The organism is Lactobacillus sp. (genome assembly GCF_051893255.1).
In the GTDB taxonomy this organism is placed as follows: domain Bacteria; phylum Bacillota; class Bacilli; order Lactobacillales; family Lactobacillaceae; genus Lactobacillus.
In genome coordinates, this window is record NZ_JBJFHB010000028.1 from 1 (window position 1) to 14,706 (window position 14,706).

General features: G+C 43.4%; 17 protein-coding genes and 1 tRNA gene. 2 read left to right on the plus strand and 16 right to left on the minus strand.

Features of this window, described 5'->3' with window-relative positions; all coding sequences use genetic code 11:
• The 4 genes from ACI4WN_RS02555 to ACI4WN_RS02570 all read right to left on the minus strand — a co-directional run.
• Positions 1-483: YSIRK-type signal peptide-containing protein (locus ACI4WN_RS02555; protein ID WP_439776844.1), on the minus strand; the 483-nt coding region annotated here is incomplete at its 3' end.
• A 179-nt stretch (positions 484-662) separates the two neighbouring features.
• Positions 663-851, minus strand: coding sequence for a 2-hydroxymuconate tautomerase (locus ACI4WN_RS02560; protein WP_008461616.1), 189 nt, complete (start codon positions 849-851; stop codon positions 663-665).
• 131 nt (positions 852-982) lie between these two features.
• Positions 983-1,465, minus strand: a complete 483-nt coding sequence (locus ACI4WN_RS02565; RefSeq protein WP_439776845.1) for a YcxB family protein — start codon at positions 1,463-1,465, stop codon at positions 983-985.
• 72 nt (positions 1,466-1,537) lie between these two features.
• A complete protein-coding gene (locus tag ACI4WN_RS02570) occupies positions 1,538-2,233 on the minus strand; it encodes a DUF975 family protein (RefSeq protein WP_439776846.1) in 696 nt (231 codons plus the stop codon).
• 74 nt (positions 2,234-2,307) lie between these two features.
• Between ACI4WN_RS02570 and ACI4WN_RS02575 the strand changes: the two genes are divergently transcribed.
• On the plus strand, positions 2,308-5,073 hold the full coding sequence (locus tag ACI4WN_RS02575; protein ID WP_439776847.1) for a DEAD/DEAH box helicase: 2,766 nt from the start codon (positions 2,308-2,310) through the stop codon (positions 5,071-5,073).
• 65 nt (positions 5,074-5,138) lie between these two features.
• Here the strand turns inward: ACI4WN_RS02575 and ACI4WN_RS02580 are convergent, their stop codons facing one another.
• The 5 genes from ACI4WN_RS02580 to ACI4WN_RS02600 all read right to left on the minus strand — a co-directional run bounded on the left by ACI4WN_RS02580 (position 5,139) and on the right by ACI4WN_RS02600 (position 8,281).
• The gene (locus ACI4WN_RS02580; protein ID WP_439776848.1) at positions 5,139-5,465 is read right to left on the minus strand and encodes a type II toxin-antitoxin system PemK/MazF family toxin; all 327 of its coding nucleotides are present in this window, start codon (positions 5,463-5,465) and stop codon (positions 5,139-5,141) included.
• Positions 5,458-5,733 (minus strand): type II toxin-antitoxin system RelB/DinJ family antitoxin, encoded by a 276-nt coding sequence (locus ACI4WN_RS02585; RefSeq protein ID WP_439776849.1) that lies wholly within the window; start codon positions 5,731-5,733, stop codon positions 5,458-5,460. The genes ACI4WN_RS02580 and ACI4WN_RS02585 overlap by 8 nt, the downstream gene beginning before the upstream one ends.
• Before the next feature lie 195 nt (positions 5,734-5,928).
• A complete protein-coding gene (locus ACI4WN_RS02590) occupies positions 5,929-6,483 on the minus strand; it encodes an ECF transporter S component (RefSeq protein ID WP_439776850.1) in 555 nt (184 codons plus the stop codon).
• A gap of 30 nt (positions 6,484-6,513) precedes the next feature.
• Positions 6,514-7,344, minus strand: a complete 831-nt coding sequence (locus ACI4WN_RS02595) for a pyridoxamine kinase (protein ID WP_439776851.1) — start codon at positions 7,342-7,344, stop codon at positions 6,514-6,516.
• Positions 7,345-7,759: 415 nt separating this feature from the next.
• Entirely contained in the window at positions 7,760-8,281 is a 522-nt protein-coding gene (locus tag ACI4WN_RS02600) for a GNAT family N-acetyltransferase (RefSeq protein WP_439776852.1), read from the minus strand.
• A 229-nt stretch (positions 8,282-8,510) separates the two neighbouring features.
• On the opposite strand from ACI4WN_RS02600, the gene ACI4WN_RS02605 reads away from it, so the two are divergent.
• A complete protein-coding gene (locus ACI4WN_RS02605) occupies positions 8,511-9,644 on the plus strand; it encodes an SLAP domain-containing protein (protein WP_439776853.1) in 1,134 nt (377 codons plus the stop codon).
• Between the two features lie 45 nt (positions 9,645-9,689).
• Here the strand turns inward: ACI4WN_RS02605 and ACI4WN_RS02610 are convergent, their stop codons facing one another.
• The 7 genes from ACI4WN_RS02610 to ACI4WN_RS02640 all read right to left on the minus strand — a co-directional run bounded on the left by ACI4WN_RS02610 (position 9,690) and on the right by ACI4WN_RS02640 (position 14,673).
• Positions 9,690-10,040, minus strand: a complete 351-nt coding sequence (locus tag ACI4WN_RS02610) for a hypothetical protein (RefSeq protein WP_008460356.1) — start codon at positions 10,038-10,040, stop codon at positions 9,690-9,692.
• Positions 10,041-10,050: 10 nt separating this feature from the next.
• Positions 10,051-10,911, minus strand: a complete 861-nt coding sequence (locus ACI4WN_RS02615) for a hypothetical protein (RefSeq protein WP_008460355.1) — start codon at positions 10,909-10,911, stop codon at positions 10,051-10,053.
• Between the two features lie 140 nt (positions 10,912-11,051).
• On the minus strand, positions 11,052-11,864 hold the full coding sequence (locus ACI4WN_RS02620) for a helix-turn-helix domain-containing protein (protein WP_008460354.1): 813 nt from the start codon (positions 11,862-11,864) through the stop codon (positions 11,052-11,054).
• A 509-nt stretch (positions 11,865-12,373) separates the two neighbouring features.
• On the minus strand, positions 12,374-13,042 hold the full coding sequence (locus ACI4WN_RS02625) for a hypothetical protein (RefSeq protein WP_008460353.1): 669 nt from the start codon (positions 13,040-13,042) through the stop codon (positions 12,374-12,376).
• A gap of 524 nt (positions 13,043-13,566) precedes the next feature.
• On the minus strand, positions 13,567-14,145 hold the full coding sequence (locus tag ACI4WN_RS02630) for a hypothetical protein (protein WP_008460351.1): 579 nt from the start codon (positions 14,143-14,145) through the stop codon (positions 13,567-13,569).
• Between the two features lie 119 nt (positions 14,146-14,264).
• A tRNA-Thr gene (locus ACI4WN_RS02635) sits at positions 14,265-14,337 on the minus strand.
• Between the two features lie 75 nt (positions 14,338-14,412).
• Positions 14,413-14,673 (minus strand): hypothetical protein, encoded by a 261-nt coding sequence (locus ACI4WN_RS02640; RefSeq protein ID WP_439776854.1) that lies wholly within the window; start codon positions 14,671-14,673, stop codon positions 14,413-14,415.
• Positions 14,674-14,706 lie beyond the last annotated feature (33 nt).

A 14,706-nucleotide genomic window follows, 5' to 3' on the forward strand; every position in this document is an offset into this window, starting at 1 on the left:
ATCTTCCGTCTTAGCGGCTTCACTAGTGGCCGTGCTAGTCTTGTTTTCCGTGCTGCTCGTTGCATTAGCGGTGCTAGTTGACGTAGTCGCAGTAGTAGTAGCAGTACTTGTCTCTTCACTCTTAGTAGCCGCACTGCTTGCCGTGCTGGTCTTTGCATCCCCGGCCTCGCTAGTCGCAGTTGCCGCACTAGTCTTGTCCACCGTACTGCCGGCCTCACTGGTGGCGGTAGCCGCAGATGCACTAGCCTCAGTCGCACTTGCCACCGACTTATCCTCGGTCGACGACGTCGTTGCCGTTACCGCAGCCTCCTTAGTTGCGCTGTCCGTGGTATCCGCAGAAACGTTGCCCGCGCCAGTGAACATCAAGAAGGACATCCCCAGCAAAACGGACGTCATCCCAAAGCTGTACTTTCTAAAGCCAAAGCGTTGCTTGGCGTCTTGCATCTTTTCTTCCCGAAGGCGACGATTGTTCTTTGACACCATTACTTTTCCTCCTAATCCTCTATTTAACACATTAACTTATAAAAAACTGCTTCTCTACTTACAAGCATATGTGATGCCTGTAAAATCCATATACTAGCTTCTGTTAATTTCCTATTCCACTTTATTTATCTCAGTAAAGAAAAAGCCAACTCACTCTTTCAAGTAAGTTGGCTGTCTCTCTATTCTTGAGGCTTTCTCCATTCACCGCCTTGTGCAAGTTGGTTCTTGCCCAATTCGCTAACGATCACTGAGATATGTTCCTTTGGTGCGCCAGTATCTTCAGAGATGACTCTGGTCACGTCCTTCATCATCTTCTCCAGTTGTTCTGGACTGCGCCCAGCCAACAATTCAATATGTACAAATGGCATGAGTTATTTACCTCCCTTTTGTCAAAAAGCTATACAGCGTTTACATACCCTTATTATAAACCTTTTGGTATGGTCTTGCCTATACCTTTTTTCAGAGTTTCATATTTTTACTATTTAGGTTACACGTGAAACTAGTGGTTCAATTTTTCTTTTAAAAAATCAATCAGCTCTGACTTGCAGTTTTTCTTGAGCAGCAGCATCCCCTTATCCTGCTCCACCATCAAAACCAGCTCATCCTCGCTTTCGATAAAGTACTTGATATCACTGTAGCGAATCTTCCCCTCACTTTTGTTGGTGATGACTGATACGTAATTTGGATAAAACTCATAGCGGATATCCTGCTCTTGCTGGTGGGTTGGCATCTCCGCGTAAATCTTCTTCAGCTTAGACTTATAAAGGTAGACGATCACCGATGGATAAGCTACGATGACGATCGCCATCAGGGCGGTCAGGTAGTATTGTTTCATGAGAAACGTTATCACCCCCGCCACGATCCAAACGGCTTCGGCGATCATTACGATCCTTCTTCTGCTCTTTTCCGTCACCTTCATCGACATCCGAATGTACTCATCCAGGTTCATGTGCAACTCACTTACATATAACAACTTGTCCACGATTTCTCCTTCACTTTTTTCATTAAAAAAGCGTGCCAGCTGACACGCCCTTGTTCTCATTTTTTCTATTTATTAGTCTTCCCGACCGGCCTTGGCCTCTGCGTAAAACTCCGCGTTAGCCAATGACTTGTATGGTTGCAGCCAGATTCCCAGAATGCCCAGGGTAAATGGCATCAAAATGAACCAGCCAATAAAGGACAGGTTCAGGCAAAATAGTTGCCAGCAGCGGCCCTTCATCAATTGCCAGCTGTCCAAGATCTCGCTCCACACGCTTCGCTGCCGGTTCAAGCGGACATCTTCATCGATTTCATACACGACAAAGGACAAGCGCAGCTCAACCCAGATAATCACTACGGTAATAGCGACTGCCAGCAGCCACATGAATACCGATGAGGAGTTGACTAGCAAGCTGCCCAAGGCAAGAATCAGCAAGATGGCTAAAAGTCCTGCTTCAATCATTCCGTAAATCAGCAGCTTCCACAGGTGCTGACTGGATAGTCCGCACCAGGCATCTGGCTCCTCGCTGCCTTCATGAATGGCCATCCGCCAGCGGTTAAAAAAGATTTGACCGTTTGACGTTAAGAATGAGGCAATTACTGATAAGATAAAAGAGATCCACCAGTCTCTGCTGTTTTGCGTGGACATCTTGTCTGTCGCATGCGTCAGGACTGTGGCTAAGACCATGACCAGTCCCATTAACAAGTAGGTTTTCTTCGGTATGGCTGCTAGGTCACCCCGAGCGCGGGCACGATAATCTTTTGCTTTCATTTTTACCACTCTTTCTACTCCGTAAATCCCATGTTTTTCCTTTAATTATAGCATTCCCTTTTGGAGGCAACTCAATGAATCCCACTTTTTCTGAGCCACATCTTTTAACCAACCGCCAAGCCAAGATCTGGCAGTCTCTCCGCCAGGAGCTCTATGCCTGCCGGTCTTTTACCTGGGCTGTTGCCTTTATCTCTGCCGACATCCTCCCTCCTTTTAAACTGGTGATGGAGGAATTAGCTGATAAAAAAGTTTCCGGCACCATCATCACCGGGACCTACTTAGCTTTCAACCAGCCCCGGGTCTTTCAAGAGCTGCTGAAGATTCCGAATCTAAATGTCTTGATTGCGCCCGGTCCCCTCCACGCCAAGGGCTACCTGTTTGACCACGGCGACTATCAAACGGCCATCGTCGGCAGTGCCAACTTTACCCGCAGTGCCCTCCTGGCCAACCAGGAATGGTGCCTCAAGGTTGATTCAGAAACGAATTCTTCCTTAGTAAAGCAGCTGCAGACAGAATTTGCAGATTTGCAAAAAGACTCCGTTCCCTTAACCCCGGCTTGGCTAGCGGACTACGAGGCTAGTTGGGTCCCTGCACCTAAAATCAATCAGCGTGTTACACGTGAAACAGAAAAGATTGTACCCAACGCCATGCAGACCGAGGCTCTGGCCAGCCTGGATCGCCTAGTTAAAAATGGCGCCAAGAAAGCACTGGTGGTTTCTGCCACTGGGACTGGCAAGACCTACCTAGCTGCTTTTGCAGTGAAGGCCTACCAGCCAAAACGTTTCCTTTATTTAGTCCACCGGGAAGAGATTGCCCGCAAGGCCCTAGAGAGTTTTTATCGAGTAATTGGTGGTGACAAAAAGGACTTTGCCCTCTTAACTGGGAACTCCCATCAAGAAGCCCGCTATACCTTCGCTACCATCCAAACAGTTAGTCAAGACTCATTTTTAGCCGGGAAAAAGGCTGACGCTTACGACTACATCCTGATCGATGAAGCCCACCGGAGTGCGGCCAAGAGCTACCAGAAGATTTTTGACCATTTTAAGCCTGATTTTTACTTAGGCCTGACTGCTACACCAGAGCGGATGGACCAGCAGGACGTCTTTGCCCTCTTTGACTACAACCTGGCCTATGAGATCCGCCTGCCCGATGCCTTGAGAAACAACATGCTGACGCCCTTCCACTATATCGGGATCCGGGACTATGAAGTTGACGGTGAAGTGATCGATGACGCTAGTCAATTGTCCCAGCTGACTGCCAGCGACCGGGTTCACTACATCTTAAAGGAAATGGACTACTACGGCTATGACGGGGACCACCCATGTGGTTTGGTCTTTTGCAGCCGGCAGGACGAGGCAAAAGAACTAGCAGAGGAATTTACCAAGCTGGGTCAGCCTGCCCAGGCCTTGACCAACCAGGACTCTCCTGCTAAAAGGCAGGCAGCCATCAAGCAGCTGGAGGCTGGCAAGCTCCACTACCTGATCACGGTTGACCTCTTCAACGAAGGCGTCGACATTCCCGCTTTAAACCAGATCGTCATGCTCCGCAACACGCAGTCAGCCACGGTCTTCATCCAGCAGCTGGGCCGGGGCTTGCGCCTTTTTCCAGGGCAAGATTTTGTAACGGTCCTCGACTTTATCGGGAACTACCAAAACAACTACCTGATCCCTCTCGCCCTGTCCGGCAAGCGGGTTTCACGTGACCAATTGAAGTACCAGCTCCGCAGCGTCAGCTTTGCTGGCCTATCCACGATCAACTTTAGTCAGATTGCCGCCGAAGAAATCCTGCATTCACTTGACCAGGTCAAGCTAGACTCCTTAAAAGAGCTCCGCGAAGCTTATGAGGAAAAGAAAAAGCAACTTGGGAGAACGCCGCTCCTCTACGACTACCGGGACAAGTACTCGCCCCTCTTGTGGATCGAAAACGGGCGACTGCCGCACTACGGCGCCTTTTTGACCAAGATGGGAGAAAAAGTTACACTCAGCCCACTTGAGAGCAAGATTCTTTCCTTCGTTACTAAGGAACTGGCACCAGGACAAAGGCCGCATGAACTGTTGCTACTCAAGGCTTTACTGACCAGTGAAGATGGTAGTGTCTCAGATTCTGACTTTCATAGGCTCTTGAGAGACCACGACTGCTACGATTCAGCTGAGCTAGAAGAGTCGCTCGAGAAAATCCTAAACTTAGACTTCTTCGATGTTAAAGTCGGCAAGACAACCCAGAAGGAAAAGTATGGTAACACGCCTTTGGTTTCACATGAAACATCCTGGAAATTAGCACCAGAAATTTTGTTAGGCAGTCCTGATTTTAAAAAGCTGCTTTTTGACGCGATCCATACTGGCCTCTATCTAGCAAAAGACACCAATCCTCAAGAGCAGTTTACCCTTTACCACTACTACGACCGCAAGGATGTCTGCCGCTTGCTCAACTGGCCCCTAGACGTCAGCCGGCCAATGTACGGCTACCGCCTCTCTGGCGATGTCTGTCCAATTTTTATCACCTATAAAAAGGAAGATACTGACCAAAAAAACAGCCGCTACGACAACCAGGCATCTGGACAAGTCCTTACCTGGTACACCCGGTCGCCGCGTCACTTAACTTCGCCAGAAGTAGTCGGCCTCTTGCGGGGCGTTGAAGCAGGTGCGCAAGTAACTAGGCTGCCGATTTTTGTCAAAAGAAGCGATGCCTATGGGAAGAAGTTCTGCTACCTAGGCCTGGCCAAGATTTTGCCTAACTCAGTTGCGGAAGTTACTTTAAAGGGCAAAAGCACCGTCAAGATGGACCTGCAACTAGTCACTCCCCTACCAGCTGAGCAGGTTGAACAGTTATTTGGTAGTTAAAAAGAAAAAACACCCTAGAAGCACTGTTAAATCACGTTCTAGGGCGTTAGTACTGGACTAAGATTCTATTTTGGCAACCTAGCCAAGAATTGACGAAGACGAGATGTATCTTCATCGCTTAACTTACCAATATAATCAATTCTAGTTGATTTTTTAATTAGAGAATATCTATTATAGGTATCTATCCATGAATGTTTCTTAAGGCCAGTTGACTCGTAATCTTTGATTTCAAAGTACCACTTTTTGATATAGTCTGATTTATTTACATATTTTGTCGTAATGTTATAAAAAGTAATTTCCCTGTCGGTTTCAGAAACTATAAAAATTGGTCTTCTCTTGCCACCAGCAATTTGGACAAAGCGTACATATGCTGTTGCAATATTTCTACTCATCCTCGTCCATCCATTTCTGTATTTTTTCAGGAGTATCAAGCGCAATAAGTGGCCGTTTTTCACTTAACTGTCTAATTGCCAGTTCGTCTTTCTCTCTTTGAGTTAATTGAAGTGAAAATGGCAATCCTCCTTCTGCGACTAGTCGCTTGTAGAACATTGTAATTGCACTTGTAGGTGTAAGCCCCAATTCATCGAGAACTGCATCACCTTCTTTAGCCAACTCACTATCCACTTGAACCTGAATTCTCTTTTTAGTTGCTTGTACCATTATGATCATCTCCTTCTTACTTGTACTCATATTATAGTACAAAATGAGCATAATGCTACTGATTAGCACTATTATATATTACTTTTTACTACTTTTTATCAATCTAACATTTACTGCTATACATATTAATACTAAAAAAGGAAGTTCCACGTGGAACTTCCTTTTGCTTTTCTAGATTTGATTTTAAATTTTCCCTTACCGGGCTCTCTTCAAAACGTGGGTCAAGCCATTCTTGAAGGCAAAGTACAGGATCGGAGTAATAATCGCGGTTGAGCAAGAATTGATCACCGTCGCCAGCATACTCATGAAGGCGGCTGTCAAAGCCGGCGCAAAAGCCGTACCCGCCATTAGGGCTTCAACTACCGTAGTCGCGTACGAAGTAAAGATCTTGGTCACCCCAGCCACAATCGCCAAGATGATGATGTTTTTCGTACTGTCATTGTACTTCATAGCCTTGAAGATGGCTGACAAAACGATTGCCACAACCAAAGTTTCCAGCATGGTCAACCAGCTGGTTGCCGCGTAGCCGTTCAAAATGTCAAAACCGCCTAGACCAATCACACCGGCCAGGGCTCCGTTGCGGAAGCCCAACAGCAATATTGCAACTGCCGTTAGGGTGTTGCCAAAGTGGATGAAAGGCCGGCCGACAATGGCTGGCAAAGGAATTCTTAGCAAAACTCCCACATAAATCATGGCTGCAAACAAGGCAGTCAACACAATCGCTCTTAATGAATTCTCGTCATCGCGCATTCTTTCTTTTCCCTCCTTATAGTAGATGCACTATTGATTAAACTGGTCAAGCAGCCACGGCAAGGCCGCCGCATAGTTAGGCCCGAAGCGCTGATCTTGCATGGGCGAAGTTGCCTGAATGGCCTTGGCTACGAACTGGCCGGCTGTATCAGCTGCTTTTTGCAAGTCAAACTCATGCATGAGCCCTGCTAGCAAGACGCTGGCAAACAGATCTCCGGTCCCAAAGTAGTTGTAAGGCAGGCGGTCCTGCACGCTCTCCCAGACTTGCCCGCCCCGGGTCAAGCCAAAGTTGGCAATCCGGTTGTCTGGCAGGTTGACGCCAGTCAAAACTACCTTAGATAAGGCAAATTTCTGCGCCAGGCGCTGGGTAATCACGCAGGCCCGGTGGGCATCAACTGGGCTGTCTGGCGCTTCGCCCAGCAAAAGCAAGGCTTCGGTCAGGTTTGGCGTTAAGATCGTCGCCTGCTTGGCTAGTCGCTGCATCTGCAAGACATAGCTCTCGTCAAAGCCGCGGTAGAAACGGCCGTGGTCAGCCATGGCGGGGTCCAGCAGGATCAGCTTGCCCTGTCTGGCATAATCGCTAAGCCCGCTCTCCCATGCCCGGCTGGCTGCTTGTCCTAAATAGCCCAAGTAGATTGCGTCAAAAGTAATATTTTCCGACCGCCAGTGCTGCCAGATTTTTGGTAGTTCGCTAGACAAGTCTAAAAAAGTATTGTCGCCAAATCCACCCGTGTGGGTCGACAAAAGTGCCGTGGGCAAGGCTGCGGTCGTCAGGCCGCTCGCGCCCAAGATAGGCAGAGCGACCGACATGGACACCTGCCCCACGCAGGATAGATCTTGACTGATTAATACTGACTTCATACGCTGCTCCTTCAGACTTTTAGTAGCTCTATTATAGATTAAATTTAAATAAAAATGAAATACTTACACTTATAATTTTACATTACAAATATTCACTGCTGGCATACTTTTTTTCAATAATGAAAAAAGCAGCTGTAACAGAAAAAACAGGACAAAAAAGAAAGCCAGCTGTTTACTGAAAACAACTGACTTTGGTTAGGAATGTGTTGTGTATGTATAAAATCAATGTAATGCTACATTGAGGAAAGAAAAATAAAAGAAATTTGGATGTTGCAACTTGTGGCTCTCCACAACCTCAAGCTACAAATTGTAATATACTCAATAAGTATGACTAAAATGTGAACTTTTCTTTATAAATCTTAAAATGTCTATTTTCAATTAAGTATTAGTTAATACTATCTTTTAGTTAGACTTGCTAACCAGTAACGAGCTCATAGACATAGCTGGTTTCGTTTGGCCGGTAGACCCCGTGCAGGGTGCCCACGCGCTTGAAGCCACTCTTTTCAATGAGGTGCTGCATTGGCAGATTGTCCTCGTGAGTATCCACCCGGACAGACTTCACGTCGTTGAAGCCGCTGGTGAAGTAGGCAATGACCGCCTGGTAGAGCTTAGAAGCGTAGCCGTGACCGGTGTGGTCGGAGTGGATGGCCACCCGGTGGATAGTAACATAATCGTTGGTTTCCACCTGCCAAGCCCCATCCAGCTGATCATAAGTTGTGTCTGGTGCAGGGACAATGCTCAAAGTGCCCACCGTTTCGCCATCTTCAGACTTGGCCAAGTAGGCATAGCCATGCTCGATATCCTCTTTGACGTGGTCTGGATTTGGGTAGTCGCCCTGCCACTGGTCGATCCCCCGCTCAGCGAGTTGGTTTCTCCCGTCCTTTAAGATGGCCATGACTTGGTCAAAGTCTGCCATTTCTGCTTTTCTAATCTGCATCCCCATGCCCTCTTTCTGTATAACTGTACTCAAAACAATAGATACAATTTTACCTAACTTTGGTCCGCAAAGCAAATAACGCGCTTTTCAAGCAAAAGTTAGACTGACTTCGGAAGCTGAAAGTTATATTACATTTTTTCTAAAAAAGAGAAAAGTTAGTGTCAAGGTTTTGTAATATTTGCGCTATATAATAGGAATTATCAAAAATCTTTCAATGGGAGTATCGCAGATGTCAAAAAACAAACTTTTCGGATTCATCTCAGCCCTGGCCGTTTCTCTGGCCTTCGCCGGCACCGCTAACGCCTCAACTACAAGCGCTAAGAGCCGGTCATACGGCGTGGATGTTTCCAGCTATCAGTCAACCAGTACCACTAAGTACAGCAACGCCAACGCGCAGTTCGTTATCGTTAAGGTCAGCGAAGGTACCAGCTACCGCAACCCGAACGCCAAGGCTCAAGTAGCCAGCGCCAAGGCTAACAACCTCTTGCCAATGGCTTACCACTTCGCCAACTTCAGCTCCAGCACCAGCCGGGCTAAGTCAGAAGCAGCCTACGCCATTGCCAGTGCCAAGGCAGTCAGCGTACCTAAGGGCTCATACTTGGCCCTGGACTGGGAAGCAAGCTCTAACAACGTGACGACTGGCAGCACGAGTGCCAACACCGCTGCAATCCTGGCCTTCATGGCTAAGATCAAGGCAGCTGGCTACCAACCACTGCTTTACTCAGGCGCCTACCTGCTCAACAACAACATCAACACCAGCAGCGTTGTTGCCAAGTATCCAAACTCTCTTTGGGTTGCATCTTACGCAAGCTCTGGCCGGATCGACACGGCAGACTTTTCATACTTCCCTTCAATGAACGGCGTCATCATTTGGCAGTTCACGGAAAACTGGAAGGGTCTGAACGTCGACGGCAACATCTCACTGCTTCCTTTGTCAATCAGCAGCTCATCAACCTCTTCAAGCTCAACTAAGAAGGCTTCCAGCCAGGCCCCAGTAGCCAAGACCAAGAAGACCGTGATGTCAAAAGCCTACGTTTACACGTCAGCTGGCCAAAGAACTGGCAGCTACAAGAGTGCCTACACGACTGTTTACGTAATCGGCGGGATGGTTAAGATCGGCACTAAGAACTACTACAAGATTGCTGACAACCAATACATCCGCGTAAGCAACGTTGACGGGACTGCCAAGAAGCTGTCCCACAATGCCTGGACTTACAACAGCAAGGGCAAGCGGGTTAAGTCAGTTGCAACCCTGAAGAAGGGCAACCAAGTTATCGTTTACGGCGGCAAGCGCACGATTGGTAAGAAGACTTACTACCGGATCAACAAGGGTCGCTACATCAAGGCTACAAACGTTAAATGAAGCAAAAAATAAGCTAGACGAAAGTCTAGCTTATTTTTTCGCAATTTACTTGTTCTGTTTTTCTAGCCAGAAAGTAATTAGGGCAAAAACGATATTGCCTAGGGACCAGTAGTCAAAAAACTTCCCGTACATTCCATTGTAGATGAGCTCGGCTAGCGCCATGATCAAAGTCGCCACCAGTAAAAGGTTGGTCAGCTTGTGGTACTTAGCATTTCCAATCAAAACCATGGCGGCAATGAAGATCAAAATGGTCAACAGGTTGAAGCAGAGAAAAACTTCTGCGGATTTCGCTGCTTCAGTCGCATAGCCAAAGGTATAGGTTGGCCCGAGTGCGACCAGCCAGATGATCAGTAAGATTCGGTAAATCCAGTTTTTGTTCTTTTGTGTTAGCATCATGATTATGCTCCTAGTAACTTGTCACCTTATATACATATGATGGAGTAAAGCTATCTTTAAACCAGTGCCACATACCATGAGGTAAAATTACAGCACTTGGACCAGGAATTGGATACAACGCTTTGGAAGTTGCTCCTCTTTGATATGCAATATAAACATATTTCGAGCAATAACTTGGTGACTTTTGATACATGCTACTTGGGAATAAGTACCAAGGATTATCGTGGATGTACATATGGTGATAGGCATAAGATGCCGCATCATCTGCATACTTAGGATGATTCTTAATTCTAAAAACAGCTACATACTTTTTATTCCCTGAGTTTCGCTTAAAGAATGTTGCTTTTGAGGTATGCTCTGCTCGATGTCCTGGCCCAGTCATTTCCATAATGTATTTACTAGAAGATGCAATTGCCGCATGTCCAACATACTTACTAGTAATATTTCTACCGTAGCAAATTAGGATATCCCCTGCCTTCATTGAATACCCCTTTCGAGCCGAAACAGTTGAGAAAAAGCTAGTAAACAATGATGACGCATTGCTTTTATCCCCTGTAGCACTAACTGTTTCAGGCTCATCTGTCGCTTTCTGAAGCGGAACTTCATAATTATCCTCGGCAATATAATCAGCAAACGTAGTTCCAGGATGATTTGTACTGTATTCTACATATGAAGGAAAAACAGAGTCCTTACATAGGGAAAAAAACTCATCTTTAGTCATATTTTGGTCTGTCAAAATGCCTTTGCTTCTGCCTACTTCATAAGCTTGTTCAAACTCGTTTTGAGTAGTATCAGCCTTAACACTAGTTACCGAACAAGTAAGGCAACTAACGGCTATGCATACGGACACAGCCAACTTATTAATCTTCATGATTTACTTCCCATCTACAAAATTACATTCATACATCAGCATGCAAACAACATATAGTATCCTTTTCTTAGACTAATTATATGTCGTTAGAATTGATGTGGAATTAATTTTACATAAATGAAAATATTTTTGGATATGCGCTATACTTCTATATCAGTTGCTATTTTTTGATATCCCAGCTTTCTCAAGATTTTACTGATATGTTTGCTCTTTGCCTTGTCATGAAGTAGGATGGCTACATAATACTTTTCTAGCAACTTAATCAGGAACAACTTAGGTGTTCTTGGTAATTTATCTAGAAAAATAAATATTTCTTCCATTAAGCGATAATCTCCTCTAAAACTACACTCTCTAGCATAGCTAATAGAAATCATGCCTAGCACATACTGATATTCTGGATCTATTTGTTTTTCTCTTCCACTATATTCAGTCAAAATTTCTTTTATCCTTGCGCTTAAATAAGGCATAGAAAGAATGGGCATAACGTCATAAAAAAGCTTTAGTAAATTGAGATCTTTCACCCAATTGCTATCGCAAAGCACATCCAATTCGTCCATGGATACTGTTGACAAACAATCAAGGTTATTTTTCAATTTAGCAAGAACTATATTTCCGCTTAGCTTTAATTCTTTTGATTTACTCTTCTCTTGAATCACTTGATTAATTATTTCCATATCCTGAATATTGTTTTCGTAGAAAGCACAATCAAGGTGGTAACGCCATTTACCAGCTTCAGTATCTTTTTCATCAAGATCAATATCAAGATCATGTACGAATTGCACCATGGAAATACGGTTTGCATCTAATATTGCAAATAAGTCTCTTGCTTTAATATCTTGTAAATTTCGCTCTACCCTTGAATAACTTGCAATTGAAATTATTCCATTAGTCATTTCTTTTTCTGTCAGATTCAACTTTTTCCGTTCAAACTCCAAAGCTTCCCCTATCGTCATTTTCTTTCTCCTTACACTTACTTATTGTCTTCGCTTTCATCAATCACAAAGCAAGTATACAACTATAATTTTTTGATTTCCAGTTTTTCCAGCTTATTAAACTTTCTCTTATTCTACCGTGTTATTTTCTCAACTACATAGGCCATAATTCCACCACAGAGTCCGGCCACAATTATTCTTAAGGATGCACTCGAAATATACGGAGCAATTAAGTGATTAAAGACCACAGTAACCGCCATATAGCCGATAAAATAGATAAGCAGTCTATACTTTTTTCATAGGATTATTGCCATCCAACTCTATTTACTGATCGAATAAAGGTGATATAGCAATACTCCATTTTATTGCTCCAATTTATACAATACGTAACCGACGGCTCCTCCAAGTAGGCCACTTAGTAGTATATTTACAAATAAGTTTGAAACATGTGGTGATATTACGAAAGAGTAAAATTCACATAACACTGTAAATACTACTACATTTATTGGTATACGATATTTTTTCATAAACTACTGCCACCCCACTCTGTTTACTCGCCTAATAAAGAGATTATAGTCAACCCATACTCCGCTTTTAATACTATCCCCAACATATGATGCCACAGCAGGTGTAATCACTGCTATTGCTACAGTTGCTGCACCTCCAGTTACATATTCGCCAACTAGTGCTCCCAGTCCACCAATGACGCCTGATACGACAGCCTTCGTAAGTTTTTTATCCATATAAATCCGAATATAGTTCCAATGGTATGTTACCTTGTTAACACCATAATGGTACTTTTTCTTCTTCGCTTTTGCTCTGTTAAGAGAAATAACCTTTCTGCCATTTTCAGATACAGTGAATTCATTTGTTGCTTCTTTTGTTTCTTTATTAATTACAGAGCCAGATTTAGTTATCGAGGCATTAGTTTGCACAATTACTTGCTTTGCCGCTTCATATTCCTTTTCTGAGACTACAGACTTTGCCGCTTCATTCAATACATATTGATTATTTTCTACCGTAACATATTTGTCTAATCTATGTTGAGTAGATTCACTCAATATTTCAGGCACTTTTGACGTTACATTTTCAGTAGTAGCCGCACTAACCTCAGTTTTAAATGCTGGTACATTCGCCACTAACAAAAGAGCTGCAATGCTTACAATACCTAAATTTACAACTTTTTTATTTTTCTTCATAAAAGATTTCCTACTACTTCTTATTCTTGAGCCCAATATTACGCTCGCCAACATTAAAAGTCAATAATAAAATTCATCATTTCTTAATAAGAATGAAAAGGCGCACAATACTAGTTGATTGATTATAACCGTTTAGATTCAATTTTATTTTCTTCTTGTGTACTTTTATATTCATTATATACATCATTATCGCAGTTACTATACCATTATTGCATAAGTAAAAGAGATATACTTTCCTATAGAATGTATATCTCTTTTGTTTATTTTTTAGTGTGCTTTCTAATAACCGCTCGAACTGCCGCACAACTGTTGACTACGATTAGTGCAATACCAACAAAAATAATCTCAGTTTTCCAAAAATTATTAGTAGCTTCTTCAAAAGTTTCTTCCCCTGAAAGAAAAAAGCTATATGACTGATCTAGTACCCAAATAGTAATTACTATAATAGTAACAAGATTGATAATTAGCATGTCGCCGAGCCAACTATTACAGATCTTTTTAAATAGTCTTTTCATTAGGGAGAATCATCGTGCCTTTATGCCACATTTTCCAACTACCCATCCTAACGAGGCCCAACCGATTCCTGGAACTAATGAGCTTGCTATTTTTTCTGCTAGTTTTTTTGCGACCTTTTTTCCTAAACGTTTAGCAACTCTTTTAATTATTGCTTCTGATGCTTTTTTCCAGGCATGCGATCGTAGCAATTTCTCGATTTGGCGGCTATATAACGCTTTGGCAGTATTTTTCACTCCAATTATGCCGTATTGATTTAGGAGACATTTTCCAAATTTTTCTGCTGAAAAAAACGAAGATCCGTATAAAGCCTGAAGTTGTAGCTCCTTCTCTGTAGGTAATTCTAATTCTCCAGTCGCATATGAAAGCACCCCTTTTGATAATTCAACTTCGTCCATTCCTCTGTTGGCATCATATGCATCTTCAAAAGCTTGTGCTAACTTATCAATAGCCGAGTCTAACTGCTTTCTTGTCTCCTTAGTTGTATTATTTTTATTCACAGCTTTAGCATATGTAATATTAGTTAATCCACTGAAAAAAGCTGTTCCTAAAGTTACAGCTATAAGTATGCTATAAATAATCTTCTTCATGTATTTTCCTCACACATAATAAAAATATAATTTCAACAATACTTTTATCATACCATAATTAAAGCATAGCATACATTTACACAACAAAAAACCGGCACCTTCCGGTACCGGCTAAATTATGCTGACTAGAGGATTCGAACCTCCGACCCCTTCATTACTAGTGAAGTGCTCTGCCAACTGAGCTAAGTCAGCAACTTGTTGCTTAACACAGTTATTAATTAAACCATAAAAACAGGCCTTTGGCAAGTCTTTTTGCGAAAAAAGTTTCTATTTTGCAAAAAATGCCAGCAAAATCCAAATTACATTAATGCCCAACAAAATCAGACCAATGCAGCCCTTCCAGAAGTTGTACTTTTCCATCGGTGCCTTCTGATTCACCAAGTACTCCATCCCAAAGCCGCCGATCAAGTTTACAGCCACCATAGCCAGTCGATATCCCAGACTACCCCAGCTGCTCAGCAGGTTCAGTAGGGCTAATAGAGTAAAGACTAGCGTTACAAAATATTTTTTCGTAATTTTTTTTTCCATGATACGCCTCCATCACATTCATATCTATAATAA

Coding starts and splice junctions, on each gene's coding strand:
- ACI4WN_RS02580 (WP_439776848.1), bottom strand. CDS start 5,465: ATGAGTAGAAATATTGCAACAGCATATGTACGCTTTGTCCAAATTGCT.
- ACI4WN_RS02625 (WP_008460353.1), bottom strand. CDS start 13,042: ATGAAGAAAAATAAAAAAGTTGTAAATTTAGGTATTGTAAGCATTGCA.
- ACI4WN_RS02600 (WP_439776852.1), bottom strand. CDS start 8,281: ATGCAGATTAGAAAAGCAGAAATGGCAGACTTTGACCAAGTCATGGCC.
- ACI4WN_RS02585 (WP_439776849.1), bottom strand. CDS start 5,733: ATGGTACAAGCAACTAAAAAGAGAATTCAGGTTCAAGTGGATAGTGAG.
- ACI4WN_RS02595 (WP_439776851.1), bottom strand. CDS start 7,344: ATGAAGTCAGTATTAATCAGTCAAGATCTATCCTGCGTGGGGCAGGTG.
- ACI4WN_RS02605 (WP_439776853.1), top strand. CDS start 8,511: ATGTCAAAAAACAAACTTTTCGGATTCATCTCAGCCCTGGCCGTTTCT.
- ACI4WN_RS02590 (WP_439776850.1), bottom strand. CDS start 6,483: ATGCGCGATGACGAGAATTCATTAAGAGCGATTGTGTTGACTGCCTTG.
- ACI4WN_RS02570 (WP_439776846.1), bottom strand. CDS start 2,233: ATGAAAGCAAAAGATTATCGTGCCCGCGCTCGGGGTGACCTAGCAGCC.
- ACI4WN_RS02630 (WP_008460351.1), bottom strand. CDS start 14,145: ATGAAGAAGATTATTTATAGCATACTTATAGCTGTAACTTTAGGAACA.
- ACI4WN_RS02640 (WP_439776854.1), bottom strand. CDS start 14,673: ATGGAAAAAAAAATTACGAAAAAATATTTTGTAACGCTAGTCTTTACT.
- ACI4WN_RS02575 (WP_439776847.1), top strand. CDS start 2,308: ATGAATCCCACTTTTTCTGAGCCACATCTTTTAACCAACCGCCAAGCC.
- ACI4WN_RS02610 (WP_008460356.1), bottom strand. CDS start 10,040: ATGATGCTAACACAAAAGAACAAAAACTGGATTTACCGAATCTTACTG.
- ACI4WN_RS02615 (WP_008460355.1), bottom strand. CDS start 10,911: ATGAAGATTAATAAGTTGGCTGTGTCCGTATGCATAGCCGTTAGTTGC.
- ACI4WN_RS02620 (WP_008460354.1), bottom strand. CDS start 11,864: ATGACGATAGGGGAAGCTTTGGAGTTTGAACGGAAAAAGTTGAATCTG.
- ACI4WN_RS02560 (WP_008461616.1), bottom strand. CDS start 851: ATGCCATTTGTACATATTGAATTGTTGGCTGGGCGCAGTCCAGAACAA.